Origin of the sequence: Spirillospora sp. CA-142024 (genome assembly GCF_050942325.1) — a bacterium.
Classification (GTDB): domain Bacteria; phylum Actinomycetota; class Actinomycetes; order Streptosporangiales; family Streptosporangiaceae; genus Spirillospora.
The window spans coordinates 5,047,348-5,070,729 of the sequence record NZ_CP192077.1 but is presented as its reverse complement, the minus strand read 5'-3'; the positions used below and the strand labels follow the sequence as shown (position 1 = coordinate 5,070,729).

Here is a 23,382-nt window from a genome sequence, read left to right as displayed (position 1 = left end):
CGCCCGGCCGCGGGCCGGAACACGCGCGAGCGCACGGCGTGTCGGTGCGGCCCATTAGGCTTTTGAACGTGGCAGATCCGGCGACCTACCGACCCGCACCGGGCTCCATCCCGGATTCCCCCGGGGTGTACCGATTCCGCGACGAGCACGGCCGGGTCATCTACGTGGGCAAGGCCAAGAGCCTGCGCTCGCGGCTGAACTCCTACTTCGCCGACTTCTCCTCGCTGCACCCGCGCACCCAGACGATGGTGCAGACGGCCGCGAGGGTCGACTGGACGGTCGTCGGCACCGAGGTCGAGGCCCTCCAGCTGGAGTACTCCTGGATCAAGGAGTTCGACCCCCGGTTCAACGTCCGTTACCGCGACGACAAGTCGTATCCGTATCTCGCCGTCACCCTGAACGAGGAGTTCCCGAGGGTGATGGTGATGCGGGGCGCCAAGCGGAAGGGCGTGCGCTACTTCGGGCCGTACTCCCACGCGTGGGCGATCCGGGAGACGGTCGACCAGCTGCTGCGCGTGTTCCCCGTCCGGACCTGCAGCGCCGGCGTGTTCAAGCGCCAGCACCAGCTCGACCGGCCGTGCCTGCTCGGCTACATCGGCAAGTGCTCCGCGCCCTGCGTCGGCCGCGTCTCCCCGGAGGAGCACCGCCTGCTCGCCGAGGACTTCTGCGATTTCATGGCGGGCAACACGTCCCGGTTCATCAAGCGTCTCGAACGCGACATGCGGGAGGCCGCCTCGTCCCAGGAGTACGAGCGCGCCGCCCGCCTCCGCGACGACATCCGCGCCCTGGAGCGCGCCCTGGAGAAGCAGGCGGTCGTCCTGCCGGACCGCACCGACTGCGACATGATCGCCTTCGCCGAGGACGAGCTGGAGGCGGCCGTCCAGGTGTTCTACGTGCGCGGCGGCCGCATCCGCGGGCAGCGCGGCTGGGTCGTCGACAAGGTCGAGGACGTCACCACCGCCGACCTGGTCGAGCACTTCCTCATCCAGATCTACAGCGAGAGCGAGTCGGTGCCGCGCGAGGTCTTCGTCCCGGCCCTGCCGCCGGAGGAGGGCGCCATGACCGAGCTGCTGTCGGAGCAGCGCGGCGGGCCCGTCCGGCTGCGCGTCCCGCAGCGGGGCGACAAGAAGGCCCTGCTGGAGACGGTCGCGCGCAACGCCCACGAGGCGCTCAAGCAGCACAAGACGCGCCGCGCGTCCGACCTCACCACCCGCAGCCGCGCCCTGCAGGAGATCCAGGACGCCCTGGAACTGGACGACGCCCCCCTGCGCGTCGAGTGCTACGACGTCTCCAACCTGCAGGGCACCAACGTGGTCGCGTCCATGGTCGTCTTCGAGGACGGGCTGGCCCGCAAGAGCGAGTACCGCCGGTTCACGATCAAGGCCGTGGAGGGGCAGGACGACGTCCGCTCCATCCACGAGGTCATCACCCGCCGGTTCCGCCGCTACCTCGCCGAGAGCGAGAAGACAGGCGAGCTCGACGCGCTCGGCGATCCTTCCGAAGCGGTTGCCGGGGGGTCCGGGGGGTCGTCCCCCCAGAATGAGACGGAGGAGGGTGCGCACCAGCCGATCGACCCGGAGACGGGCCGGCCGCGCAAGTTCGCCTATCCGCCGAACCTGGTGATCGTCGACGGCGGCCCGCCCCAGGTCGCCGCGGCGCAGCGCGCCCTGGACGAGCTGGGCGTCGACGACATCGCGGTCTGCGGGATCGCCAAGCGGCTGGAGGAGATCTGGCTGCCCGGCGAGGACGACCCGGTCATCCTGCCGCGCAACAGCGAGGGCATGTTCCTCGTCCAGCGGGTACGCGACGAGGCGCACCGGTTCGCCATCACCTTCCACCGGCAGCGGCGGTCCAAGTCCATGACGGTCAGCGAACTCGATAACGTTCCGGGTCTGGGCCCGGCGCGGCGCGCGGCGCTGCTGAAACACTTCGGTTCGCTGAAGCGGCTGAAGGACGCGACGCCCGAGCAGGTCGCCGAGGTCCCGGGGATCGGCATGCGCAGCGCCGAGAGCATCGTCGCGGCGCTGCACGGCGGCACCGTCCCGGCAGGCGGCGGTGCGGGCGACGGGGAGCACAGGGGGAGACGGCCATGACCAGCGAGACGAAGATCCCGGACATCGTGATAGTCACCGGCATGTCCGGGGCGGGCCGCAGCACCGCGGCCAAGTCCCTGGAGGACCTCGACTGGTTCGTGGTCGACAACCTGCCGCCTGGGCTGCTGGCCACGATGGCCGACCTCGGCGGACGGGTGAAGAACGCGGTGCCCCGCATCGCCGTCGTCGTGGACGTCCGCAGCCGCGCGTTCACCGAGGACCTGCACTCCTCGATCGCCGAGCTGGAGGCGCGCGGCGTCCACCCCCGGGTGGTGTTCCTGGAGGCGAACGACGCCGACCTGGTGCGCCGGTTCGAGAGCGTCCGGCGCCCCCACCCGCTGCAGGGCGAGGGGCGCCTCGTCGACGGCATCGCCCGCGAGCGCGAACTGGTCCGCGAGGTCCGCGCCGAGGCCGACCTGGTCATCGACACCAGCGGCCTCAACGTGCACGAGCTGCGCAACAAGATCATCGGGTTCTTCGGCAACGACACCGGCGAGTCCAGCCTGCGCGCGACCGTCGTCTCGTTCGGCTACAAGTACGGCCTGCCGGTCGACGCCGACCTCGTCGTCGACTGCCGGTTCCTGCCGAACCCGCACTGGGTCCCGGAGCTGCGCCCGAAGACGGGCCGCGACGCCGCCGTCCGCGACTACGTCCTCGGGCAGCGCGGCGCCAAGGAGTTCCTGGACGCCTACTCCGAGGTCCTGCGGCTCCTCGCCGACGGATACGAACGCGAGGGCAAGCACTACGTGACCCTTGCCGTGGGATGCACTGGCGGAAAACACCGTAGTGTTGCCATGGCGGAACAGATCGCCGCCCGGCTGCGGGACGAGGGCATCGAGGTGCAGGTCGCCCACCGTGACCTCGGCCGCGAGTGACGGCCCGCGCCGGGACCCGGCGGGGGTCCCGGACGAGGAGAGAGACGGCACGGTGAAGCCCCCTGCCTCGAAGGCGGGCCCGAAGGTCGTCGCGCTCGGCGGGGGCCACGGCCTCTACGCCTCGCTGTCGGCGCTGCGCCGCGTCACCGACCGGCTGACCGCGGTCGTCACCGTCGCCGACGACGGCGGCTCCAGCGGCCGGCTCCGCCGCGAGCTCGGCGTGCTGCCGCCCGGCGACCTGCGGATGGCGCTCGCCGCCCTCTGCGGCGACGACGAGTGGGGCCAGACCTGGCGGGACGTCGTCCAGCACCGCTTCCGCAGCCAGGGCGACCTGCAGGACCACGCCGTCGGCAACCTCCTCATCGTCGCGCTGTGGGAGCTGCTCGGCGGCGCCGCCGCGCCCGGCTCCACCGTCGCCGGTCTCGACTGGGTCGGCCGGCTGCTCGGCGCGCACGGCCGGGTGCTGCCGATGGCGGCCGTCCCGCTGGACATCGTCGCCGAGGTGCGCGGCGCCGACCCGTCCCGCCCCGGGGAGATCACCCACGTCAAGGGACAGGTGGCGTGCGCGAAGACGCCCGGAAGCGTGCTCGGCGTGTCGCTCGTGCCCGCCGACCCGCCCGCGTGCCCGGAGGCGCTGGCCGCCGTCGACGAGGCCGACTGGATCGTGTTCGGCCCCGGCTCGTGGTTCACCAGCGTCCTGCCGCACCTCAAGGTGCCGGCGCTGGCCCGCGCCCTCACCACCGCCCGCGCCCGCCGCGTCGTCGCGCTGAACCTCGCGCCGCAGCCCGGCGAGACCGACGACTTCTCCCCGCAGACCCACCTGGAGGTCCTGCAGGCGCACGCACCCGACCTCAGCGTGGACGTCGTCATCGCCGACCGAGGGGTGGTGGACGACCCGGCCGCGCTCGACAAGGCGGTCCAGGACCTCGGCGGACGCCTCGTCCTCGCCGACGTCGCCGCCGACGACGGCTCGCCGCGTCATGAACCCGCCCGGCTGGCCCAAGCCTTCGTACAGATATTCACCGAGTGACGACCGGCCGGGCCGGAATCGGCCACACTGCTGGAAGTCCGATAGGGGGAGGGTTCATCAGATGGCGATGACCGGTGTGGTCAAGGACGAGCTGAGCAGGCTCACGGTGCTGAAGCCGTGCTGCCGCAAGGCCGAGGTCTCGACGCTGCTGCGCTTCGCGGGGGGCCTGCACCTGGTCAGCGGGCGCATCGTGATCGAGGCCGAGATCGACACCGGCGTGGCGGCCCGGCGGCTGATCAAGGACATCGCGGAGGTGTTCGGGCACACCTCCGAGGTCGTGGTGCTCGCGCCGAGCGGCCTTCGCAAGGGCAACCGCTACGTCGTCCGCGTCTTCCGGGACGGCGAGTCGCTCGCCCGGCAGACCGGTCTCATCGACAACAACGGCCGGCCGGTCCGCGGCCTGCCCCGGCACGTGGTCGCGGGGGCGGCCTGCGACGCCGAGTCGGCCTGGCGCGGCGCGTTCCTCGCGCACGGCTCCCTCACCGAACCGGGCCGCTCCATGTCCCTGGAGGTCACCTGCCCCGGCCCGGAGGCCGCGCTCGCCCTCGTCGGCGCCGCCCGCCGCCTCAAGATCCACGCCAAGGCCCGCGAGGTCCGCGGCGTCGACCGCGTCGTGGTCCGCGACGGCGACGCCATCAGCGCCCTGCTCACCCGGCTCGGCGCGCACGACAGCGTCCTCGCCTGGGAGGAACGCCGGATGCGCCGCGAGGTCCGCGCCACCGCCAATCGGCTCGCCAACTTCGACGACGCCAACCTGCGCCGCTCCGCCCGCGCCGCCGTCGCCGCCGGCGCCCGCGTCGCCCGCGCTCTGGAGATCCTCGGCGACGACGCCCCCGAGCACCTCGTCAACGCCGGCCGCCTCCGCCTGGAGCACAAGCAGGCGTCCCTGGAGGAACTCGGCCAGCTCGCCGACCCGCCCCTCACCAAGGACGCCATCGCCGGCCGCATCCGCCGCCTCCTCGCCATGGCCGACAAGCGCGCCGGCGACCAGGGCATCCCCGGCACCGAGGCCAACCTGACGGCCGACATGCTCGCGCAGTGACTCCCCCGGGGGCGACCCCCTGGAACCCCCGTCACGAGCCGTGCCCCGGCTGAGGTTGTTGCGGGTCAGTCGCCTCTGAGGATTCGGTGGATCAGGTCGTCGCGCAGTTGGCCGTAGCCGGTTTCGGCCCAGACGCTCTTGGACGGGTCGGCCTCGTAGTAGGGGACGTCGCGGCCGTCCCGGCGGTCGGTGAGGGCGTCGGGGGTCTGCTTGTCGCGGGCCGCGCGGGCGCAGGCGCGGCAGGTCTGGACGCGGAGGCGTTCGCGGGAGCCGATGGGCCGCCAGTCGAGCCGGTTCGTGGCGTCGCCGTGGAGCGGGTTGAAGAAGCACAGCGGGACCGGCGGGACCTCCGGCCTGCCCTTGGCGACGGCCTGGGCGGAGGAGAGGGCGTCCCGGCCCTGGTCGAGCAGGACGAGGACGCCGGCCAGGTCGGGGACGCCGCCGGCCGCGTCGAGGGTCTTGCCGGCCGCCTGGTAGGCGTCCAGGGCCCTGGCCATCAGCACGCGCGTGCGCTCGTCGGTGGTGGGGACGGTCGTCTCGTCCAGCAGCTCGCCGAACGCGATGACCTCGCGGGACGCCTGCTCGCGGAGCTGGTCCTCGGTGGCGCGGCTCGCCGTGGCGAACACCGTGCGCGGCATCAGGAGGGCGTCGCCCTCGCGGCGGACGGACGCCATCCGGCGCCGCCGCCACAGCAGGAACCCGGCGACGCCGACCACGGCCACCCCGGCTCCGGCGGCGCCGATGGGGAGTGCGAGGCCGCCGTCGTCGTCGGCTTGGGTCGTGCCTTTGGGCTCGGCGCTGTGCCGCGCGTTGTAGCGCTTGTCGATCTCGGCGGAGATCCGGTCGTACTCCTGCTTGCCGGTGCCGGAGATGATCAGGTCGGCGATGCGGGACAGCCTGGCCGCGAGCGGCGCGTCGTCCATGGTGCGGTCCAGGGTGACCGCCCAGGCGGCGTCGCGGGCCTGGTGGTCGCCGCCCCACTCGCGGGCGGTGAGGTCCTCGGTGGCGTCGTCGAAGGTGATGAAGATGCCGTCGCGGCCGAGGCGGTCGTGGACGACGGTCGCGAGCTGGTCGGCGTCCGCCCAGGTGCCGCCCTTGACGATCGGCACCAGGACGACGAAGACCGGTGCCGGCGCCTTCTTCAGCTTGGCGATGAGACTGCGGCGCTCCGCCGTGGGGAGCGCGGACGCCAGGGACGGGTCCACGTGGATCGGGGAGCGGCGGAGGGCGGCGGCCAGCCGTTCGCCGGGGGAGGGGTCAGTCAACACCGAGGTACCTCATCACACGGGGAAGGAAGTTCTTGCCGCGGGCGCCCCACGCCGTGTCCCGCCACACGCCGGGGACGAGGGTGTGCGGCCGGCGGCCGTCCGGGCCCGGGATCTTGAGAAGGCGGGCCTCGGTCAGCCCGTGCCGCTCCTCGGACTCGCCGCAGGTCTGGCAGAGGGGGCACGGCTTGGGCAGGGCGTCGTGTTCATCCAGCCTTGGGAGCCGCTTGCGCACGGTGGACTCGCCGTGCAGCGGGTTGATCAAGCACGGGGCAGGCGGCGACGCCGTGTCCCGGGTCAGCGCGATGCGTCCCTGCCTGGCCAGGACGATCGCCCCCACAAGATCGATCGCCTTCTCCTCGTCCTCCTTGGCGTCGTCGTAGAGGATCTGGGCGGCGTCATAGGCGGAGACGGCATAGGGGCGGCCCTGCTCGGCGTCGGCCGTGGTGAGCCGGCGGCGGAGCCGCTCCAGCTCCTTGGCCGCGTTGCGGCGCAGCCGGCGGGTGCCGGGGGCGGTGGGTGCCCAGGTGTGCTTTTCGATCTTCCGCTCGTCCGGCTCGGCGGTACGGCCTCGACGCAGGACGAGGACGCCGAGGCCCAGCCAGTACAGGACGGCGGCCCCGATGGGCCCTGCGAGAAGGAGGCCCGTCAGGAGCGGCGCCTTGATCTCGGGGTCGCTGGGCGTGAACGCGTCCTCTTTGCCGAACGGGTCCGGGCTGGAGTACAGCGTCGGCATGGTGGGGGACGCCGAGGGCGCGGTGGCGTAGCCGTCCAGCCGCTGCGTGATCCGGCCGGCGAGCCCGGCGAACGGGTGATCGGAGTCGGCGGGCCGGGAACTTCCCGGCTCGTCCTCGTCCAGCGAGGAGTAGTCGTAGCGGCGCGGCACGTTGAACGTCTCGGACTCCAGGGAGCCTCCCGAGTCGGCCATCACGTAGAGCCCGTCGCGACGCGTGCGGTCGTGCAGCATGAACAGGAACGCGTCGTCCCGGCCTTGCGACTCCGAGTCGTTCGGATTCGGGATCACCACGACGTAGACGGGCGTGCCGATCCGCTTGGCGGCCTTGCCGACGGCCGCGCGGAGCCGGGCGCGGTCGGCCGTGCCGAGGGCCTCGCCGACGTCCGGGTCGACGAACAGCGGATCCTTGGCGAGCGCGGCGCCGACCCGGTCCAGCCGGTGGTAGGCGTAGGGCGGCGGCTCGTTCGCGGCGGCGCCGGCCGGCCAGGTGCCGAGCGCGACCAGGACGAGGGTGGCGAGCAATCCCCGGGCGCGGAACCGTGTCATCGGCGCCCCTTCGCCTTCTGCCTGTTCGGAGGTTTCTTCCTGACCGGCTTTTTCCCGGCCGGCCTCCCGGTGGCTTTCGGCCGCGGCTTCGAGCGGCGGACGCGGCGGCGGATCAGCAGGGCGAGGATGGTCCCGCCGCTGAGGGCGGCGCCGCCGCCGAACACGGCCCACTCCACGTAGCCCGCCCGCCGATCCGCCGCGTCGTCGGCGTCCAGCGCCTTGCGCAACTCGGACTTCGGCTCCGGGCGCGGATGATCGCGGCGCTCCCTGGCGTGGCCGGACAGCGCGATCTCCACGAACCGCTCGATCATGTCGGCCGCGCCCGCGTCGTAGGGCATCTCGAAGTCCGCGGCCCACCAGGCGTCGTCGACCGGAAGCCGCCGCGTCCCGCCGAACTGCCGCGCCTCTCCGTGACCTCCGGACGGTGAGATCACGATGTAGATCCCGTCCTTGCGCAGCCGGTCGCGGAGCAGCGCCACGAACGAGTCGCCCGGATTGTCCTCCCCGAGGCCCAGCGTGGGCGTCACGGCCACATAGGTGGGGACGCCGAGCCGGGCGACGGACGCCTTGATCCGCGCGGCGGTGTCGGGAGGCAGTGACCGCGGAGAGTGGTCGGTGACGTACACCGGATCGCGGCGGAGCGCCGCGGCGATGCCGTCGGCCCTCCCCGCGGGCTTGGCACGGTCCACCGGCGCCGCCGCGGCCGGGCAGCCGAGCAGCAGGGCCCCCGCAAGTCCTGCCATCAGGACGAACCACCCGCGCCACATGAACCGGGAGTTTAGTGATGATCGACGGAGGTCGTGACGGGGACGGTGCGCGGCGATCCCCCGGGAGGGGGAACGGGGACTCACCCCGTTTTCCCACGAAACCGGTGGCAAGCTACCCGCGGGTCATTGGATAGGGTCAGTGGCGGGGGAGAAACCCCGGATGGACCGTAGTTAACAGTCCGGCCGGCGCCGGGCGATACGACGTACGAGGAGAGCCGTTCCGTGACCATCCGAGTAGGCATCAACGGGTTCGGCCGGATCGGCCGCAACTTCTACCGCGCGGTGAAGGCGTCCGGGGCCGACATCGAGGTCGTGGCGGTCAACGACCTGACCGACAACACCACGCTCGCCCAGCTGCTCAAGTACGACAGCATTCTCGGCCGTTTCCCCGAGGACGTGCGCGCGACCTCCGACGAGATCGTCGTGGGCGGCAAGGCGATCAAGGCGTTCGAGGAGCGTGACCCCGCCAACCTCAAGTGGAGCGATGTCGGCGCCGACGTCGTCGTGGAGTCCACCGGCTTCTTCACCGACGCCACCAAGGCCAAGGTGCACGCCGACAACGGCGCCAAGAAGGTGATCATCTCCGCGCCGGCCAAGAACGAGGACCTCACCGTCGTCCTCGGCGTCAACGAGGACAAGTACGACCCGGCGAACCACACGGTGATCTCCAACGCGTCCTGCACCACCAACTGCCTGGCCCCGCTGGCGAAGGTGCTGCACGACAACTTCGTCATCGAGAAGGGCCTGATGACGACGATCCACGCCTACACGCAGGACCAGAACCTCCAGGACGCGCCGCACAAGGACCTGCGCCGCGCCCGCGCCGCCGCGCTGAACGTCGTGCCGACCTCCACCGGCGCCGCCAAGGCGATCGGCCTGGTGCTGCCGGAGCTGAACGGCAAGCTGGACGGCTACGCGCTCCGCGTCCCGGTGCCGACCGGCTCGGCCACCGACCTCACCGCCACGCTGTCGCGCGAGGTGACGGCCGAGGAGGTCAACGAGGCGTTCAAGGCCGCCGCCGAGGGTCCGCTGAAGGGCTACCTCACCTACACCGAGGACCCGATCGTCTCCAGCGACATCGTCACCGACCCGGCGTCCTGCATCTTCGACTCCGGGCTGACCAAGGTCATCGGCGACCAGGTCAAGGTCGTCGGCTGGTACGACAACGAGTGGGGCTACTCCAACCGCCTCGTCGACCTCGTCAAGCTCGTCGGCTCGCAGCTGTAACCGAAAACCGTCGCCGCCGTGGCCGCGCGCCGTCCCAGGACGGGGCGCGCGGCCACGGCGCGGCCGTGTACGGAAGGACACCGCATCCCGATGCGCACCATTGACGACCTCGACGTCGCCGGTAAGCGCGTACTCGTCCGCGCGGACTTGAACGTCCCGCTGCAGGACGGCGCCATCACCGACGACGGGCGGATCCGGGCCAGCCTGCCGACGATCGAGACGCTGCGGGCCCGGGGCGCCAAGGTCATCGTCTGCGCCCACCTCGGCCGCCCCAAGGGGCAGGTCAAGCCCGAGTTCTCGCTGGCCCCGGTCGCGAAGCGGCTCGGCGAGCTGCTGGGGACCGACGTGACGTTCGCGGCCGACGTCGTCGGCGACTCGGCCAGGGCCGCCGCGGAGGGCCTCGCGGACGGCGGCGTCGCGCTGCTGGAGAACCTGCGCTTCGAGCCGGGCGAGACCAGCAAGGACGACGCCGAGCGCGGCGCGCTGGCCGACCGGCTCGCCGCACTCGCCGAGATCTACGTCGGGGACGGGTTCGGCGCGGTGCACCGCAAGCACGCGTCCGTCTACGACGTGCCGCAGCGGCTCCCGCACGCCGCCGGAGGTTTGATCGCCGCCGAGGTCGAGGTGCTGAAGAGGCTCACCGAGGACGTCGAACGCCCCTACGCGGTCGCGCTCGGCGGGTCCAAGGTGTCCGACAAGCTCGGGGTGATCGACAACCTGCTCGGCAAGGCCGACCGCATCCTGATCGGCGGCGGCATGGTGTTCACCTTCCTCAAGGCCCAGGGCCACGAGGTCGGCCAGAGCCTGCTGGAAGAAGAGCAGCTCGACACCGTCCGCGAGTACCTGCGGCGCGCCGAGGAGTCGGGCGTGGAGTTCGTCCTGCCCGTAGACATCGTCGCGGCCGCCGCGTTCGCGGCCGACGCCGACCACGACGTGGTCGCGGCCGACGCGATCCCGTCCGACCGGCTCGGCCTGGACATCGGCCCGGAGTCGGGCAAGCTGTTCGCCACGCGTCTCGCCGACGCCAGGACGGTGTTCTGGAACGGCCCGATGGGCGTGTTCGAGATGGAGCCCTACTCGCACGGCACCCGCGCCGTCGCGCAGGGCCTCATCGACTCCGGCGCGTTCACCGTGGTCGGCGGCGGCGACTCGGCCGCGGCCGTCCGGCAGCTCGGCTTCGACGAGGCCGCCTTCTCCCACATCTCGACCGGCGGCGGCGCCAGCCTCGAATACCTCGAAGGCAAGACGCTGCCCGGCCTGCAGGCTCTGGAGGACTGACCGATGGCTCCCGCGACCCCTTCCGGTAAGCAGAGCGGCCGCAAGCCGCTGATGGCCGGCAACTGGAAGATGAACAACACCCACCTTGAGGCGATCGCGCTCATCCAGAAGCTGGCGTTCGCGCTCAAGGACGCCGACTACGACGCGGTCGACGTCGCCGTGCTCCCGCCGTTCACCGCGCTCCGCTCGGCGCAGACGCTGATCGAGGCGGACAAGTACGCGATCCAGTACGGCGCGCAGGACGTCTCCCAGCACGCCTCCGGCGCCTACACCGGCGAGATCTCCGCCGCCATGCTCGCCAAGCTCGGCTGCACCTACGCGGTCGTCGGGCACTCCGAGCGCCGCCAGTACCACGCGGAGGACGACGCGATCGTCAACGCCAAGGCCAAGGCGGCGCTCGCCGCCGACCTCACCCCGATCCTGTGCATCGGCGAGGGCCTGGAGGTCCGCAAGTCCGGCGGGCACGTCGCGCACTGCATCGCGCAGCTCGACGGCGGGCTGGAGAAGATCCCCGCCGACCAGGTGCGGCGCACCGTCATCGCCTACGAGCCCGTCTGGGCGATCGGCACCGGCGAGGTCGCCACCCCGCAGGACGCGCAGGAGGTCTGCGCCGCGATCAGAACGCGGCTCGCCGAGCTCTACGACGGCGGAGTGGCCGACGAGACGCGTATCCTGTACGGGGGTTCGGTGAAGAGCGGCAACGTCGCCAAGCTGATGGCGCAGGACGACGTGGACGGCGCCTTGGTCGGTGGTGCCAGCCTGGACCCGGGAGAGTTCGTCAAGATCTGCCGGTACCGGGATCTCCTCGCCTGATCAAATCTGATCAATTCTGCGTGAACTGGGGGTTCTTGCCGAACCAGCGGGCGCTTCGTCGTACCCTTCGTAGCTGACGGGTAAACGCCCGGCCCGAACCTCCGTCCAGGAACTACAGACAAGGCGCTGAAGAAACGTGATCATCGCATCCTCCATCGTGCTCATCGTCTCGAGCCTCCTGATGGTGGTCCTCGTCCTGATGCACAAGGGCAAGGGCGGCGGACTGTCCGACATGTTCGGCGGCGGCGTCACGTCGTCCCTGGGCGGGTCCTCGGTGGTCGAGCGCAACCTCGACCGGCTGACCATCGGCGTCGGGGTGGTCTGGTTCGCCTCGATCATCGTGCTCGGGCTGCTTTACACGCACAAGGGCGTCGGCTGAGCCGCCCGTTCAACACATGCGAGCGCCGCGCCGTCCTCGGAGGTCACGGGCGGCGGCGGAACACCAAGCGAGGAGTAATCCGTGGGTAGTGGCAACGCGATCCGGGGCAGCCGTGTCGGGGCCGGTCCGATGGGAGAGGCGGAACGCGGCGACGCCGCGCCCCGCGTCTGGGTGACCTTCTACTGCGCCAACCGGCACGAGACCCGCCCCAGCTTCGCGACGGACGTCGCGGTCCCCGACACGTGGGACTGCCCGCGCTGCGGGTTCCCGGCCGGTCAGGACTCGGAGAACCCCCCGGCCCCGCCGAAGACGGAGCCGTACAAGACGCACCTCGCGTACGTGAAGGAGCGGCGCAGCGACGAGGACGGCGAGGCGATCCTCGAGGAGGCGCTCGCCAAGCTCCGCAAGAAGCGCGCCGCCGTCAAGCAGGCCATGGAGGCCGCGGCCCGCTGACACCACCGGCACCGACGTGGCCCGGTCCCCGATCGAGGGGGGCCGGGCCGCGGCCTGTTCAGGGGTCGCCCGCCGTGGTCTCCGACCAGGCGTGATATCTGTTCGCGTATTGAGTTGCGAGCAATATCCATATTGGACGTCGCCAGGGCGTTTCTGGTCTGCTGGGCGCGATCGACCCCACGCCGAAAGCAGGTACGACCGCATGTCCTCGGGACGCTCCGTTCCGTCTCCCCGGGATCCGCTGGTGGGGGCGGTCGCGCCGCCGCCGGCGGGGTGCGGATCGCCTCCGACTTCGGCCGGGCCCCGTCTGTGATCGTCGCCGCTCCCGCACCCACCGAAGCGCCGCCGGCCGCGGACCCGTCCGATCGCCGGGTGATCGTGACGGTGGTCGCGATCCAGTTCGTCGTCTGTATCGGGTTCTTCTCCGTGATGGCGCACCTGGTCGCGCACCTCCGGCACGACCTCGGGCTGCTGGCCGGCACGGTCGGGCTGATCCTCGGCGTGCGGGTCGGCCTGCAGTTCGCGCTCCTGCTGCCGGTGGGGACGCTCACCGACATGATCGGCCCGCGGCTCACCGGGGCGCTCTCGTGCGCCGTGCGCGCCGTGGGCTTCGGCCTGCTCGGGGTCGCCGACGGCCTGGGGGCGCTGCTCGGCGCCGCCGTGCTCGTCGCCGTGGGAGGCGCGCTCTACAACCCCGCGGTCCACACGATCCTGGCCGGCGTCGAGCCCGCCCGCCGGTCCGGCGGCTTCGCCGCCTACGTCACCACCCAGCACCTCGCGACGGTCACGGGCCCGCCCGCGGGGCTCGTCCTGCTCTCCTTCGGGCCGGGGTTCGCGCTCGTCACCGGGACGGCCGCGGCCCTGTGGGCCGTCGCCGGCGTCCTGTTCCTCCTCCTGCCGCGGCGCCGGACGCGGCCGGTGCCGGCGGGCCTCCGCGACGTCGTCAGGGGCGTGCGGGCGGTGCTCGGCGACCGCGCGTTCCTGCTGTTCGCGCTGATGACCGCGCCCACGACGCTGCTGGCGAACAACATCATGACCGCCGTGCCGCTGCTCGGCTTCGGGTCCGGCGCGGCGACCCTCAGCTTCTGCCTGCTGGCCGCCGTCGCCGCGGCCGTGCAGCCCTTCGTGGCCGCCCGGCACCGGGGCGAGCGCCCGTGGGTGCTGCGCCTCGGCCTGCTCTGCTCGGCGGCGGCCTTCTGCGTCCTCGCCGCGCTGGACGGCACGCAGACCGGCCCGCTGATGGTCGCCGCCGTCCTGAACGGGGTGGCGAACGGCCTGGTCCAGCCGTCGATCTTCCAGCGCGCCGCCCGGCACGCCCCGCCGGAGCGCTTCGGCTCGTACTACGGCGTCCTGGCGTTCTGCGCCGGCATGTTCGCCTTCGCCGGGGACCTGGTGATCGGCCGGCTGTTCGATCTCGGCCCGGCGGGCGCGGCGGGGGCGCTGATCGGGGTCGGCGCGTTCGCGTTCGCCGCCGCGATCGGCACCCGGGGCCCGTGACGCGGTCCGTGTCGAATAATCTTCGGGGGACGGGACGTCCGGGCGCGTTTCCCGCGCGGGAGTTCGGCGTCCGGGGAAGACTTCGGGAGGACGCACATGGACGCGGTCGACCAGGCGATCCTGCGGCGCCTGCAGCGCGACGGGCGGCAGACCAACCGGGAGCTGGCCGAGGCGGTGGGCATCGCCCCGTCCACAGCCCTGGAACGGACGCGGGCGCTGCGTTCCCGGGGCGTCATCACCGGATTCCACGCGACCGTCGACCTGGAGCGGCTGGGGCGCGGCGTCCAGGCCCTGATCTCGATCAGGATCCGGCCGCAGTCGCGCGAGGCCATCGAGTCGGCCCGCGACAGCATGGCCTCGATGCCCGAGACGATCGGGGTCTTCGTCGTGACCGGCAACGAGGACCTGCTCGTCCACGTGGCCGTGTCCAGCACCGCCTACCTCCGCGATTTCGTGCTCGACCGGCTGGCCCGCCGCAAGGAGTACGTCGACGTCCGCACCATCGTCGTGTACGACTACGTCCAGCCGGTGGAACAGTCCGAACTTCCCTCGGCCGGGCGACTTGAAAGCCGAACGCCGTACAGCTGACCCATGATTTCCAGGCGCGGAACCGAATGATCGACGGGCAGGACCCCTGTGCCCGAACGAACGACGGCTGTACGAGTGCAGGGCCGCATGTTCTCCTAGCGTCGGTGCCATGGACCGACGAAACACTTCATCCGGTGCATTGCTGGTGCTGGCCGCGGGTGTGCTCTGGGGGACGGTCGGGCCGGCCCAGGTGCTCGCCGGCTCGTCCGCGAGCCCGGTGGCGGTCGGCGGCGCCCGGATCTTCTCCGGCGGGCTGATCCTCGCCGTGCTGGTGCTCGCGACGAACCGGCGTGCGTTCCGCGCGCTGACACGGCGCGCCTGGCCGCCCCTCGCCGCGGCCTCGGCCGCCACGGGCACGTTCCAGGCGACGTTCTTCAGCGCGGTCGACCGGACGGGCGCCGCCGTCGCGACCGCGGTGGTGTTCGGGCTCGCGCCGGTCTCCACCGGCCTCTGCGAACGCCTCGTGCTGGGCACCCGGCTCAGCGGCCGCTGGTGGGCGGGGACGGCCAGCGCGGTCGGCGGCGTCGCGCTGCTGATGGTCCCGGGCTCGGCGGTCCACGCCGACCCGGCCGGGATCGCGCTGAGCCTCGTCGCCGGGACGTGCTTCGGCGTCTACACGGTCTCCGCCAAGGTGCTGACCGGCCGGGACGTGGGCATGGCCGCCGCGGTGTCGGTGACCCTGCTGGTCGGCGGGGCGGCCCTGCTGCCCTGGACGCTGGGCGAGCTGCCCGCCCTGGCCGCGCCCCGGTCGGCGGCGCTGGTGGCCTGGCTGGGGATCGCCGCGACCGCCGCCGCGTACATGTTCTTCGTGACCGGGCTCGGCCGCGTGACGGCCGCGACCGCCGGCACGCTCAGCCTCGCCGAGCCGCTCGTCGCCACCGGGCTCGCCATCGCCGTCCTCGGGGAGCGCATGTCCGTACCGGTCGCCGCCGGGTCGCTCCTCCTTCTCGGCGGCCTGTTCGTCGTCTCGGTTCCGGCGCGGGCGCCGCGCGGACGGGAGGCGGCTCGGTATGATGGCGGCCACGCGACTGGCGCAGTCAAGGTGGAGATGACCACCGGGGAGCGAAAGTAGTCCGCACACCGCGCGCCTGGGTGTACGGGTCCCCATCGCCGGGGCGCCCGAAGCCCCGGCGCGAGCAGCGCGGAGGCTTGTGATGCACGAACCGGCCGTACCCCATCTGCAGGGCCAGGACCCCGAGATCGCGGGGCTGGTGGAGGCCGAGGCCCGCCGCCAGTACGAGAAGATCCGGCTGATCGCGTCGGAGAACTACGTGTCGGCGGCGGTGCTGGAGGCCGCCGGCACCGTCCTGACCAACAAGTACTCCGAGGGCTACGCGGGCAAGCGGTACTACGAGGGCCAGCAGAACATCGACCCGATCGAGCTGCTCGCCATCGACAGGGCGAAAGAGGTGTTCGGCGTCGAGCACGCCAACGTCCAGCCCTACTCCGGTTCGCCCGCGAACCTCGCCGTCTACATGGCGTTCCTGGAGCCCGGCGACCCGGTGATGGGCCTGTCGCTGCCGATGGGCGGGCACCTCACGCACGGCTGGTCGGTCTCGGCCACCGGCAAGTGGTTCCGTCCCGTCCGGTACGACGTGCGCGCCGACACCGGCCGCGTCGACATGGACCAGGTGCGCGACCTCGCCCTCAAGGAGCGGCCGAAGCTCATCTGGTGCGGCGGCACCGCCATCCCGCGGACGATCGACTTCCCGGCCTTCGCCGAGATCGCCCGCGAGGCGGGGGCGGTGCTCGCCGCCGACATCGCGCACATCGCCGGCCTGGTCGCGGGCGGCGCGCACCCCTCGCCGGCCGGGCACGCGGACGTGATCTCCACGACCACGCACAAGACGCTGCGCGGCCCGCGCGGCGCGATGGTCATGTCCACGGCGGAGCACGCGAAGGCGATCGACAAGGCCGTCTTCCCCGGCCTGCAGGGCGGCCCGCACAACCACACCACCGCCGCGATCGCCGTCGCGCTGAAGGAGGCGGCGCGGCCGGACTTCGCGGTGTACGCGCGGCAGGTCGTCGCGAACGCCAAGGTCCTGGCCGCCGCGCTCATGGACCGCGGTTACGACCTGATCTCCGGCGGCACCGACAACCACCTGATCCTGATCGACCTGACGAACAAGGGCGTCGCGGGCAAGCCCGCCGCGCAGGCCCTCGACCGCGCCGGGATCGAGCTGAACTACAACGCGGTCCCGTTCGACCCGCGCAAGCCGTTCGACCCGTCCGGGCTGCGGCTCGGCACCGCCGCCATCACCACCCGGGGTGTCGGCGAGGAGCGGATGCCGCAGGTCGCGGCCTGGATCGACGAGGTCGTGCAGGCCACCGCCAAGCAGGACGAGACCGTCGTCGACCGCGTCGCCGGGCAGGTCCGCGAGCTCCTCGCGTCCTACCCGATGCCCGGCTGGACGTCCGGGTCCTGACGGGCCCCGTCCAGGCGGAGCAATGTGATCATGCGCCAGGCTTCCGGGTCGGTGAGGGCCACCGTGCTCTCGCCGGCCCCGAAGTCGCCGTACTGCGCCACCACGGCCAGGCCGCCGGCCAGCCGGATCGCGGCGTCCAGCTCGGTGGCGCTCCAGAACCGGTAGGGGACGACGTCCCGGATGGTCCGCGTCGCCCCGTCTCCGGTGATGGTCATCGTGACATGGTCGTCGGCGATCTGGGTGACCGGGTCCAGACGGTCGGTCGGCTCGCCCCAGCGCACGCTCGCCCGGACGCCGTTCCGCTCGACCGTCCAGCCCGTGCTGACGCTCGGGTCGCCGCCCAGCCGGTCGCGCGGGTGCGACATCTCCACGATGTAGAGGCCTCCGGGGGCCAGATGCGCGGCGGCGCGGCGCAGATGCGCGACGAACGCGTCCAGTGTCATGAGGTGGGACGTGGAGTCCAGCATGGTCACGACGAGGTCGAACCGGCGGCGCAGATCGAACCGGGTCATGTCGCCTCGGACGACCTCCAGCTCGACGCCGCCGCGATCGGCTTCGCGGGCGGCGTGGGCGCACATCTCCGGGTTCAGGTCGAGCGCCGTCGCGGCGACGCCCCGGCGGGCGAACTCGCGGGCGTGCTCGGCCGGCCCGGCGGCCAGCTCCAGCACCGTCGCGGGCCCCGCGCCGCGCTCGGCGCACCAGCCGAGGAGCACGTCCACCTCGGCGGGCACGTCGCGGAACGAGCACGCCAGCTCGTACGCCCAGGGGTCGTCATAGATGCCGCTCACCCGGCCATCCTGCCAGCGCCTCCGGCCCGGCGGGACGGCCGTCCAGCCTGAGCCTGATCTCCACGACCGAAGCGTCCCCGGTGCGCAGCGTCCGCCCGCCGAACGACGTCAGCAGCCGCCGCATCCGCGCGTTCTCGCTCAGCGCGGTCGCCCGCAACTCCACCAGGCCGCGGTCGCGTGCCAGGGCCAGGAGCAGCCCGGCGAGCCCACGCCCGAGCCCGCGCCCCTGCCAGGCGTCCTCGACCAGGAAAGCCAACTCGGCGACACCCGGATCGAGCACATGGACGAGGTGCGCCAGCGCGAGCAGCGAACCGTCCGGGCCCTCCGCGACCAGGGTCAGGCCGCGCGAGGGGTCGCAGAAGCGCTCGATCACCCGCCGCGGCGGGTACGGTTTCGGGCTGAAGTACCGCATCCTGCGGCTGTCCAGCGAGCAGCGCTCGTGGAGCGCCCGGACGGCGTCGGCGTCGCGCCGTTCGATCGGCCGGACGACGACCTGTGTCCCGTCGCGGAGCGCGATCCGGCGGCGGGCGGGGCGCCGCGGCGCGGCGGGCAGCGCGGCCCGCACCAGCGCGTCCGCCCGCGCCGCCTCGGTCGCGGTGAACGGCAGGCCGGTCCTGCGCAACCGCACGGACCGGCCGCGGACCGGGACGTCGAGGACGCACGCGTCCGGCTCCGGGCGGTCCGGTCCGCCGTTGCCCGGCGCGGTCCATCGCGCCTCGTCCGCGCGGAGCAGGTCGCCGAGGATCTCGGGCGTGGCGTGCGGCTCGGCCCGCAGCCGGGACGCGAGGGCGAGGACGCGGGTCGGCTCGTCCACGAGTTCGTGGGGACGCGCGGGAAGGACGGCGGTGCGGTCACCGCCCGCCGCGCTCAGCGTCTCGGCGAGGGCGCGCGCGCCGGCGCCGCCGGGTGGGACGTCGACGATGAACTCGTCCACCACCCCGCCGCAGTCCAGCTGGACGGACAGGCCGAGGATGTTGGCGCCGCGCCGGCCCAGCGCGGCGGTGAGCAGGGCCAGGCGGCCGGGCCGGTCCTCGATCTCGGTGCGGATGCGGAACAGCGGCATGGGGATGTTCCCTCCGGGGCCCGGACGCCCCGTTCGTGTCCGGTGCGGTCGATGATCAGACTCGCCGAGGTCGGTTACGCGACCGCTACGTCATCGTGTGCCAGGGGTTTCACATTCCGGACGAGGGGTTGAGCCGCCCGCGCCGACCGCCTAGCGTGCGGTGAGTGATCGACCCCGTGAGCGGTGAGCACGTCAACGATCGACCCCGGCCCGCCCAGGCCCCGGCGCGGCTGCCGCTGCTGCTCCCCGGTTCGCTGAGCGACGAGCAGCGCGCCGTCTACGAGGCCGTGACGGGTACGCGCCGCACCCCCGGCCAAACCCCGCCCTTCGGCCTCGTCGACGACATCGGCCGCCTCCAGGGCCCCTTCAACGCCATGCTGTACAGCCCGTCCGTGGGACTGCCCCTCCAGGACCTCGGCGCCGCGGTGCGCTTCCGCACCGGGTTCACCAAGCGCGAGCGTGAGATCGCGACGCTGGTCGTGGCCGCGCACGTCCGGTCCGACTACGAGTGGTACGCGCACGAGCGCATCGGGCGGCGCCACGGGCTCGGCGAGGACGAGATGGAAGCGCTGCGCGAGGGACGCGCCCCGATGCTCGCCGACGTCCGCGAACGCGTCGTGTACGAGGCGGCCCGGCAGCTCGCCGCCGAGGGCGACCTCGCCGACGCCGTGTTCACCGAAGCGGTGGCGACGCTCGGCCGTACCGCCGTCGTCGAGCTGGTCACCCTCGTCGGCTACTACAAGGCGCTCGCGCTGCAGCTGCGCGTGTTCAGGGTCGGCGTCCCGGACGGTGAGAGCGCGCCCGAGTGGCCCCCCGCGGGGGACGAGGATGAGTGAGGTGCTGCGCACGGTGCGGCTCGTCCTGCACCCGGTGTCGATGCGCGACCACCCTGCCCTGCTGACGCACTGGACGGGGCCGCTCGTCCGGCGCCACCTCTTCGACGACCGGGTGGTCACTCCCGTCCAGGTCAGCGAGATCATCGAGGCCAGCGAGCGGGACTTCGCGACCGAGGGCTACGGGCTGTGGGCGCTGCGGCCCGCCCGCTGGTCCACCGGCATCGACGCCCCCGTGCCGGGCGACCCGCTCGTCGGGGTGGCCGGGCTCAGCCATCACGAGGGGCCGCTCGGCCACGGTGTGGACGTCGAGATCCTCTACAGCCTGGAGCCCGACCACTGGGGGCACGGGCTGGCCGCCGAGGCGTCCCGCGCGGTGCTCGACTACGCGTTCGGGGTGGTCGGGGTCCACCGGATCACCGCCGAGATCGACATGGCCAACGCGGTGTCGGCGGAGATCGCCCTGCAACTCGGGATGCGCCGGTGGCGGGACGGCGCCGCCGGTCCCGACGGCGCCGCCTACTATGCGGCCGACCGCTCGCGCTGGATCGGATCCCGTCGAATCGTCGATGCGGTTCCATAGAATCCGTCGTCAATAGTTGCTTTCGATGTGGAATACAGCAGTATGAGCGCATGAGCTCCTCCTCGGGCCGGGCGCCGCTGGCTCCCGGTTTCGTCAACGGCGGCGTGTCCTTCTGGTACCGGGCGGCCGGGCGTCCCGCCCCCGGGCCCGGCCTGCCGGGCCCGCGCAGCGCCGACGTGTGCGTCGTCGGCGCCGGCTACACCGGCCTCTGGACGGCCTACTACCTCAAGCGCGCCCGCCCCGACATGCGGATCGTCGTGCTGGAACGCGAGTTCGCGGGGTTCGGCGCGTCCGGCCGCAACGGCGGCTGGGTGCTGGGGGACATCGCCGGGTCCCGGGAGCGCTACGCGGCCCGGCACGGCCGCGGCGCGGCGATCGCGTTGCAGCGCGCCATGTTCGCGGCGGTGGACGAGGTCGTCCGCGTCGCCGCCGACGAGCGCGTCGACGCCGGCCTCGTCAAGGGCGGCGTCCTGCACGTCGCCCGCAACGCCGCCCAGCGCGCCCGCCTCGCCGCCATGGTCGGCGAGGCCCGCGAGTGGGGCTGGACGGACGACGACCTCGTCCCGCTGCCCGCCGCCGAACGGGACGACCGGCTGCGCGTCGAGGGGGCGACCGGCGCCGCGTGGAGCCCGCACTGCGCCCGCGTCCAGCCGGCCGCGCTCGTCCGCGGCCTCGCCTCGGCGGTGCGGCGCCTCGGCGTGGAGATCTACGAGGGGACGCCGGTCGTCCGGATCATCCCGCGCCGGGCCGGCGGCCCGGCCGCCGCCGTCACCCCGCGCGGAACCGTCACCGCCGACCACGTGCTGCGGGCCACCGAGGGATTCACCGCCGCGCTCCCCGGCCACCACCGCGACTGGCTCCCGATGAACAGCTCGATGATCGTCACGACGCCGCTGCCCGCGCGGACCTGGAAGGCGATCGGGTGGGAGCGCCGGGAGCTGCTCGGCGACATGGCGCACTACTACATGTACGCGCAGCGCACCGCCGACGACCGCATCGCCTTCGGCGGCCGCGGGCGGCCCTACCGGTACGGGTCCCGCATCGACGACGGAGGCCGGACCGAGCCGGCCACGATCGACGCGCTCTGGACGATGCTGACCGCGATGTTCCCCGCCGTCGCCGACGAGGGCCGGATCGACCACGCCTGGTCGGGCGTCCTCGGCGTGCCCCGCGACTGGTGCGCGACGGTCGTCCTCGACCGGGCCACCGGGCTCGGCCATGCCGGCGGCTACACCGGTCACGGCGTCGCCACCGCCAACCTCGCCGGCCGCACCCTCCGCGACCTCGTGCTGCGGGACGACACCGAACTGACCGCGCTGCCCTGGGTGGACCGCCGCGTCCGCCGATGGGAACCCGAGCCGCTGCGCTGGCTCGGCGTCCACGCGATGTACGCCCTCTACCGCGCGGCCGACGCCCGCGAGTCGTCCGCGGGGTCAGGCCGTACGTCGGCCCTGGCCCGCATCGCCGATCGGATCACCGGTCACTGACGAGCCGCTGGACGTCGCCGTACGTGGGCGCGGGGCGCTCCCCGCCGTCGCCGGTGACGGCCAGGGCCGCGACGACCGTGGCCTGCAGCGCCTTGCGGAACAGCAGCGACCCGGTGCTCACCCGGTGCACGCCCAGCCGTGCGAGCCGCGCGTACTCGGTCTTGCCCGGCAGGTACAGGACGTTCAGCGGCAGCCCCGCGGCCTCCAGGACGGCGCGGATGTCGGCGTCGTCCACGATCCCCGGCACGAAGATGCCGTCGGCGCCCGCCTCCGCGAACGCGCGCGCCCGCCGCAGCGTCTCGTCCCGGTCGGGGTCGCCCAGCCAGAACGTGTCGGTGCGGGCGTTGAGGAACACCTGCGGCGCGGCCCGCTTGACGGCGGTGATGACGGTCGTCTGATGGCCGATCGGTGCCAGGGTGCCGTCGGAGCGCCCGTCCTCCAGGTTGATCCCGGCGATCCCGAACGAGGCCAGCTCGGTGACGAGCCCGGCGACGTCGGCGGCCCGGTCGGAGAACCCGCCCTCGATGTCGACGGTGACCGGCACCGGAAGCCGGGACAGCGTCCGGGCGAGGGCGAGCGTCTCCTCGCGGGTGCCGCCGGCGGCGTCCGGCTTCCCGGCCGCCGCCGCGACGCCGAGGCTCGTCGTCCCGATCGCGGGGAACCCCGCCTCGGCCAGTGCCGCGCCGCTCGCGAAGTCCCACGCGTTCGGCAGCACCAGCGGACGATCACCGTGATGCAGCTCCCTGAAGCTCATCGGGCGGCCTCCGTTCCGTGCTCGACGGCCTCGATCACACCGGCGGTCAGCTCCAGCGCGTGACCGGTGCCGGGACACGGCCGCCGGCCCGCGCCGAACGTCAGGTGTGGGCGTTCCCGCCGGCCGGGATCGAAACGGCCAGGGTCCCCGAACACGGCGGGATCCCGGTTGGCAACCCGCAGATCCAGCGTCACAAGGGTGCCCTGGGCGATCGCGCGGCCGTTCACGCGGGCGTCCTCGGTGGCGACACGGCGCATCGCGGGGACGGGCGGGTCGAGCCGCAGCGTCTCGGCGATGACGTCCTCGACGGGCCGGCCGTGCGCCTCAGGTCGGCGGACGTGGCGCAATGTCGCCCGCACGAGCGCGCCGGTCGCCGCGTACGCCTGCATGAGGACGGCGATTCGGCCGGCGACCACTTCGTCCGGGCCGGGCCCAAGGAGCTCGGCGAGTACGGCGACTGCCTCGTCCGCCCCGTCCTGCCCGTGGCCGGTGAGGTAGCCGGATGCCGCGACGGGCACGGCCCGCGCCAGCGCGGCCAGGTCGGCGACCCGCAGGGCCTCGCCGAGCACGAGGCACGCCACCTCGCCCGGGTCGCCGCCGTCCTGCGCGAGCTCGCAGGCGCGGCGGCGCAGGTGCGCGAGGTCCATGGCGTCCAGCGCTTCCCCCACGAGGGCGCGGCGGCGCTCGTGGTCAGTGCCCTCACTGAACCGGCACACCGTCCGCCGGAGCCACGCCAGCGAGGGTGGCGGTCCGTCGCCCGCGGGCGGGGGCGGCGGGACGATGAAACGCGCGTCGGACAGGACGGCGACGACGTCGGCGTACCGGGTGATGACCAGCGCTGTGTTCTCCACGTCCCCGA

At 73.1% G+C, this 23,382-nt stretch carries 22 protein-coding genes, 1 pseudogene and 1 riboswitch; of the genes and pseudogenes, 16 read left to right on the top strand and 7 right to left on the bottom strand.

Going from position 1 to position 23,382, the window contains the following annotated elements:
- Nucleotides 1-68: 68 nt before the first annotated feature.
- From uvrC to whiA, 4 genes are all read left to right on the top strand, one after another.
- Nucleotides 69-2,093, top strand: a complete 2,025-nt coding sequence (uvrC, locus tag ACQPZP_RS24460; protein ID WP_433472049.1) for an excinuclease ABC subunit UvrC — start codon at nt 69-71, stop codon at nt 2,091-2,093.
- The gene (gene rapZ, locus ACQPZP_RS24455; RefSeq protein ID WP_433472048.1) at nt 2,090-2,968 is read left to right on the top strand and encodes an RNase adapter RapZ; all 879 of its coding nucleotides are present in this window, start codon (nt 2,090-2,092) and stop codon (nt 2,966-2,968) included. The genes uvrC and rapZ overlap by 4 nt, the downstream gene beginning before the upstream one ends.
- 52 nt (nt 2,969-3,020) lie before the next feature.
- Nucleotides 3,021-3,998, top strand: a complete 978-nt coding sequence (locus ACQPZP_RS24450) for a gluconeogenesis factor YvcK family protein (protein WP_433472047.1) — start codon at nt 3,021-3,023, stop codon at nt 3,996-3,998.
- 61 nt (nt 3,999-4,059) lie between these two features.
- Nucleotides 4,060-5,040, top strand: coding sequence for a DNA-binding protein WhiA (whiA, locus tag ACQPZP_RS24445; protein WP_149258125.1), 981 nt, complete (start codon nt 4,060-4,062; stop codon nt 5,038-5,040).
- A 65-nt stretch (nt 5,041-5,105) separates the two neighbouring features.
- Here whiA and ACQPZP_RS24440 read toward each other — a convergent pair whose 3' ends face one another.
- The 3 genes from ACQPZP_RS24440 to ACQPZP_RS24430 are packed head-to-tail and all read right to left on the bottom strand — an operon-like array spanning nt 5,106 to nt 8,354.
- Nucleotides 5,106-6,308 (bottom strand): hypothetical protein, encoded by a 1,203-nt coding sequence (locus ACQPZP_RS24440; protein ID WP_433472046.1) that lies wholly within the window; start codon nt 6,306-6,308, stop codon nt 5,106-5,108.
- Nucleotides 6,298-7,587, bottom strand: coding sequence for a hypothetical protein (locus ACQPZP_RS24435; RefSeq protein ID WP_433472045.1), 1,290 nt, complete (start codon nt 7,585-7,587; stop codon nt 6,298-6,300). Before ACQPZP_RS24435 ends, ACQPZP_RS24440 begins: the two co-directional genes overlap by 11 nt.
- Nucleotides 7,584-8,354, bottom strand: a complete 771-nt coding sequence (locus ACQPZP_RS24430; RefSeq protein WP_433472044.1) for a hypothetical protein — start codon at nt 8,352-8,354, stop codon at nt 7,584-7,586. The genes ACQPZP_RS24435 and ACQPZP_RS24430 overlap by 4 nt, the downstream gene beginning before the upstream one ends.
- A gap of 222 nt (nt 8,355-8,576) precedes the next feature.
- On the opposite strand from ACQPZP_RS24430, the gene gap reads away from it, so the two are divergent.
- The 9 genes and pseudogenes from gap to glyA all read left to right on the top strand — a co-directional run bounded on the left by gap (nt 8,577) and on the right by glyA (nt 17,015).
- Nucleotides 8,577-9,581 carry a type I glyceraldehyde-3-phosphate dehydrogenase gene (gene gap, locus ACQPZP_RS24425; protein ID WP_433461597.1) on the top strand — a complete coding sequence of 335 codons (1,005 nt, stop codon included), beginning with the start codon at nt 8,577-8,579 and terminating at the stop codon, nt 9,579-9,581.
- 90 nt (nt 9,582-9,671) lie between these two features.
- Nucleotides 9,672-10,859 (top strand): phosphoglycerate kinase, encoded by a 1,188-nt coding sequence (locus tag ACQPZP_RS24420; RefSeq protein WP_433472043.1) that lies wholly within the window; start codon nt 9,672-9,674, stop codon nt 10,857-10,859.
- Nucleotides 10,860-10,862: 3 nt separating this feature from the next.
- Nucleotides 10,863-11,672: a triose-phosphate isomerase gene (tpiA, locus tag ACQPZP_RS24415; protein WP_433472042.1), complete on the top strand. Its 810-nt coding sequence runs from the start codon at nt 10,863-10,865 to the stop codon at nt 11,670-11,672.
- A 136-nt stretch (nt 11,673-11,808) separates the two neighbouring features.
- The gene (gene secG / locus ACQPZP_RS24410; RefSeq protein ID WP_433472041.1) at nt 11,809-12,051 is read left to right on the top strand and encodes a preprotein translocase subunit SecG; all 243 of its coding nucleotides are present in this window, start codon (nt 11,809-11,811) and stop codon (nt 12,049-12,051) included.
- An 81-nt stretch (nt 12,052-12,132) separates the two neighbouring features.
- Nucleotides 12,133-12,504, top strand: coding sequence for an RNA polymerase-binding protein RbpA (locus ACQPZP_RS24405; RefSeq protein ID WP_433461593.1), 372 nt, complete (start codon nt 12,133-12,135; stop codon nt 12,502-12,504).
- 372 nt (nt 12,505-12,876) lie between these two features.
- The gene (locus ACQPZP_RS24400) at nt 12,877-14,001 is read left to right on the top strand and encodes an MFS transporter (protein WP_433472040.1); all 1,125 of its coding nucleotides are present in this window, start codon (nt 12,877-12,879) and stop codon (nt 13,999-14,001) included.
- A gap of 96 nt (nt 14,002-14,097) precedes the next feature.
- Nucleotides 14,098-14,589, top strand: coding sequence for an Lrp/AsnC family transcriptional regulator (locus tag ACQPZP_RS24395; RefSeq protein ID WP_433461591.1), 492 nt, complete (start codon nt 14,098-14,100; stop codon nt 14,587-14,589).
- A 109-nt stretch (nt 14,590-14,698) separates the two neighbouring features.
- Nucleotides 14,699-15,499, top strand: a pseudogene (locus ACQPZP_RS24390) (DMT family transporter); the annotation flags it as partial.
- A gap of 104 nt (nt 15,500-15,603) precedes the next feature.
- Nucleotides 15,604-15,690: riboswitch (ZMP/ZTP riboswitch) on the top strand.
- 53 nt (nt 15,691-15,743) lie between these two features.
- Nucleotides 15,744-17,015 carry a serine hydroxymethyltransferase gene (gene glyA / locus ACQPZP_RS24385; RefSeq protein WP_433472039.1) on the top strand — a complete coding sequence of 424 codons (1,272 nt, stop codon included), beginning with the start codon at nt 15,744-15,746 and terminating at the stop codon, nt 17,013-17,015.
- On the opposite strand, the gene ACQPZP_RS24380 is transcribed toward glyA, so the two are convergent.
- Nucleotides 16,982-17,803 (bottom strand): class I SAM-dependent methyltransferase, encoded by an 822-nt coding sequence (locus ACQPZP_RS24380; RefSeq protein WP_433472038.1) that lies wholly within the window; start codon nt 17,801-17,803, stop codon nt 16,982-16,984. The two genes, glyA and ACQPZP_RS24380, sit on opposite strands and share 34 nt — an antisense overlap.
- Nucleotides 17,787-18,866 carry a GNAT family N-acetyltransferase gene (locus ACQPZP_RS24375; protein WP_433472037.1) on the bottom strand — a complete coding sequence of 360 codons (1,080 nt, stop codon included), beginning with the start codon at nt 18,864-18,866 and terminating at the stop codon, nt 17,787-17,789. Before ACQPZP_RS24375 ends, ACQPZP_RS24380 begins: the two co-directional genes overlap by 17 nt.
- A 164-nt stretch (nt 18,867-19,030) precedes the next feature.
- Here ACQPZP_RS24375 and ACQPZP_RS24370 point away from each other — a divergent pair, with 164 nt between their 5' ends.
- From ACQPZP_RS24370 to ACQPZP_RS24360, 3 genes are read left to right on the top strand one after another with little or no spacing between them, the layout of a single operon-like run.
- Nucleotides 19,031-19,702, top strand: coding sequence for a carboxymuconolactone decarboxylase family protein (locus tag ACQPZP_RS24370; RefSeq protein ID WP_433472036.1), 672 nt, complete (start codon nt 19,031-19,033; stop codon nt 19,700-19,702).
- Nucleotides 19,695-20,282 carry a GNAT family N-acetyltransferase gene (locus tag ACQPZP_RS24365; protein WP_433472035.1) on the top strand — a complete coding sequence of 196 codons (588 nt, stop codon included), beginning with the start codon at nt 19,695-19,697 and terminating at the stop codon, nt 20,280-20,282. The genes ACQPZP_RS24370 and ACQPZP_RS24365 overlap by 8 nt, the downstream gene beginning before the upstream one ends.
- Before the next feature lie 50 nt (nt 20,283-20,332).
- Nucleotides 20,333-21,769, top strand: a complete 1,437-nt coding sequence (locus ACQPZP_RS24360; protein WP_433472034.1) for an NAD(P)/FAD-dependent oxidoreductase — start codon at nt 20,333-20,335, stop codon at nt 21,767-21,769.
- Here ACQPZP_RS24360 and ACQPZP_RS24355 read toward each other — a convergent pair.
- Together ACQPZP_RS24355 and ACQPZP_RS24350 are read right to left on the bottom strand one after the other, a co-directional pair.
- Nucleotides 21,756-22,523, bottom strand: a complete 768-nt coding sequence (locus ACQPZP_RS24355; RefSeq protein WP_433472033.1) for an isocitrate lyase/PEP mutase family protein — start codon at nt 22,521-22,523, stop codon at nt 21,756-21,758. The genes ACQPZP_RS24360 and ACQPZP_RS24355 overlap by 14 nt on opposite strands.
- Entirely contained in the window at nt 22,520-23,374 is an 855-nt protein-coding gene (locus ACQPZP_RS24350) for a cytochrome P450 (protein WP_433472032.1), read from the bottom strand. The genes ACQPZP_RS24355 and ACQPZP_RS24350 overlap by 4 nt, the downstream gene beginning before the upstream one ends.
- Between the last annotated feature and the right edge of the window lie 8 nt (nt 23,375-23,382).

Excerpts from the sequence above, each read along its gene's own strand:
- ACQPZP_RS24395 (WP_433461591.1), top strand. The coding sequence starts at position 14,098 with ATGGACGCGGTCGACCAGGCGATCCTGCGGCGCCTGCAGCGCGACGGG.
- tpiA (WP_433472042.1), top strand. The coding sequence starts at position 10,863 with ATGGCTCCCGCGACCCCTTCCGGTAAGCAGAGCGGCCGCAAGCCGCTG.
- ACQPZP_RS24430 (WP_433472044.1), bottom strand. The coding sequence starts at position 8,354 with ATGTGGCGCGGGTGGTTCGTCCTGATGGCAGGACTTGCGGGGGCCCTG.
- ACQPZP_RS24435 (WP_433472045.1), bottom strand. The coding sequence starts at position 7,587 with ATGACACGGTTCCGCGCCCGGGGATTGCTCGCCACCCTCGTCCTGGTC.
- ACQPZP_RS24375 (WP_433472037.1), bottom strand. The coding sequence starts at position 18,866 with ATGCCGCTGTTCCGCATCCGCACCGAGATCGAGGACCGGCCCGGCCGC.
- ACQPZP_RS24360 (WP_433472034.1), top strand. The coding sequence starts at position 20,333 with ATGAGCTCCTCCTCGGGCCGGGCGCCGCTGGCTCCCGGTTTCGTCAAC.
- whiA (WP_149258125.1), top strand. The coding sequence starts at position 4,060 with ATGGCGATGACCGGTGTGGTCAAGGACGAGCTGAGCAGGCTCACGGTG.
- ACQPZP_RS24365 (WP_433472035.1), top strand. The coding sequence starts at position 19,695 with ATGAGTGAGGTGCTGCGCACGGTGCGGCTCGTCCTGCACCCGGTGTCG.
- ACQPZP_RS24355 (WP_433472033.1), bottom strand. The coding sequence starts at position 22,523 with ATGAGCTTCAGGGAGCTGCATCACGGTGATCGTCCGCTGGTGCTGCCG.
- ACQPZP_RS24420 (WP_433472043.1), top strand. The coding sequence starts at position 9,672 with ATGCGCACCATTGACGACCTCGACGTCGCCGGTAAGCGCGTACTCGTC.
- glyA (WP_433472039.1), top strand. The coding sequence starts at position 15,744 with ATGCACGAACCGGCCGTACCCCATCTGCAGGGCCAGGACCCCGAGATC.
- rapZ (WP_433472048.1), top strand. The coding sequence starts at position 2,090 with ATGACCAGCGAGACGAAGATCCCGGACATCGTGATAGTCACCGGCATG.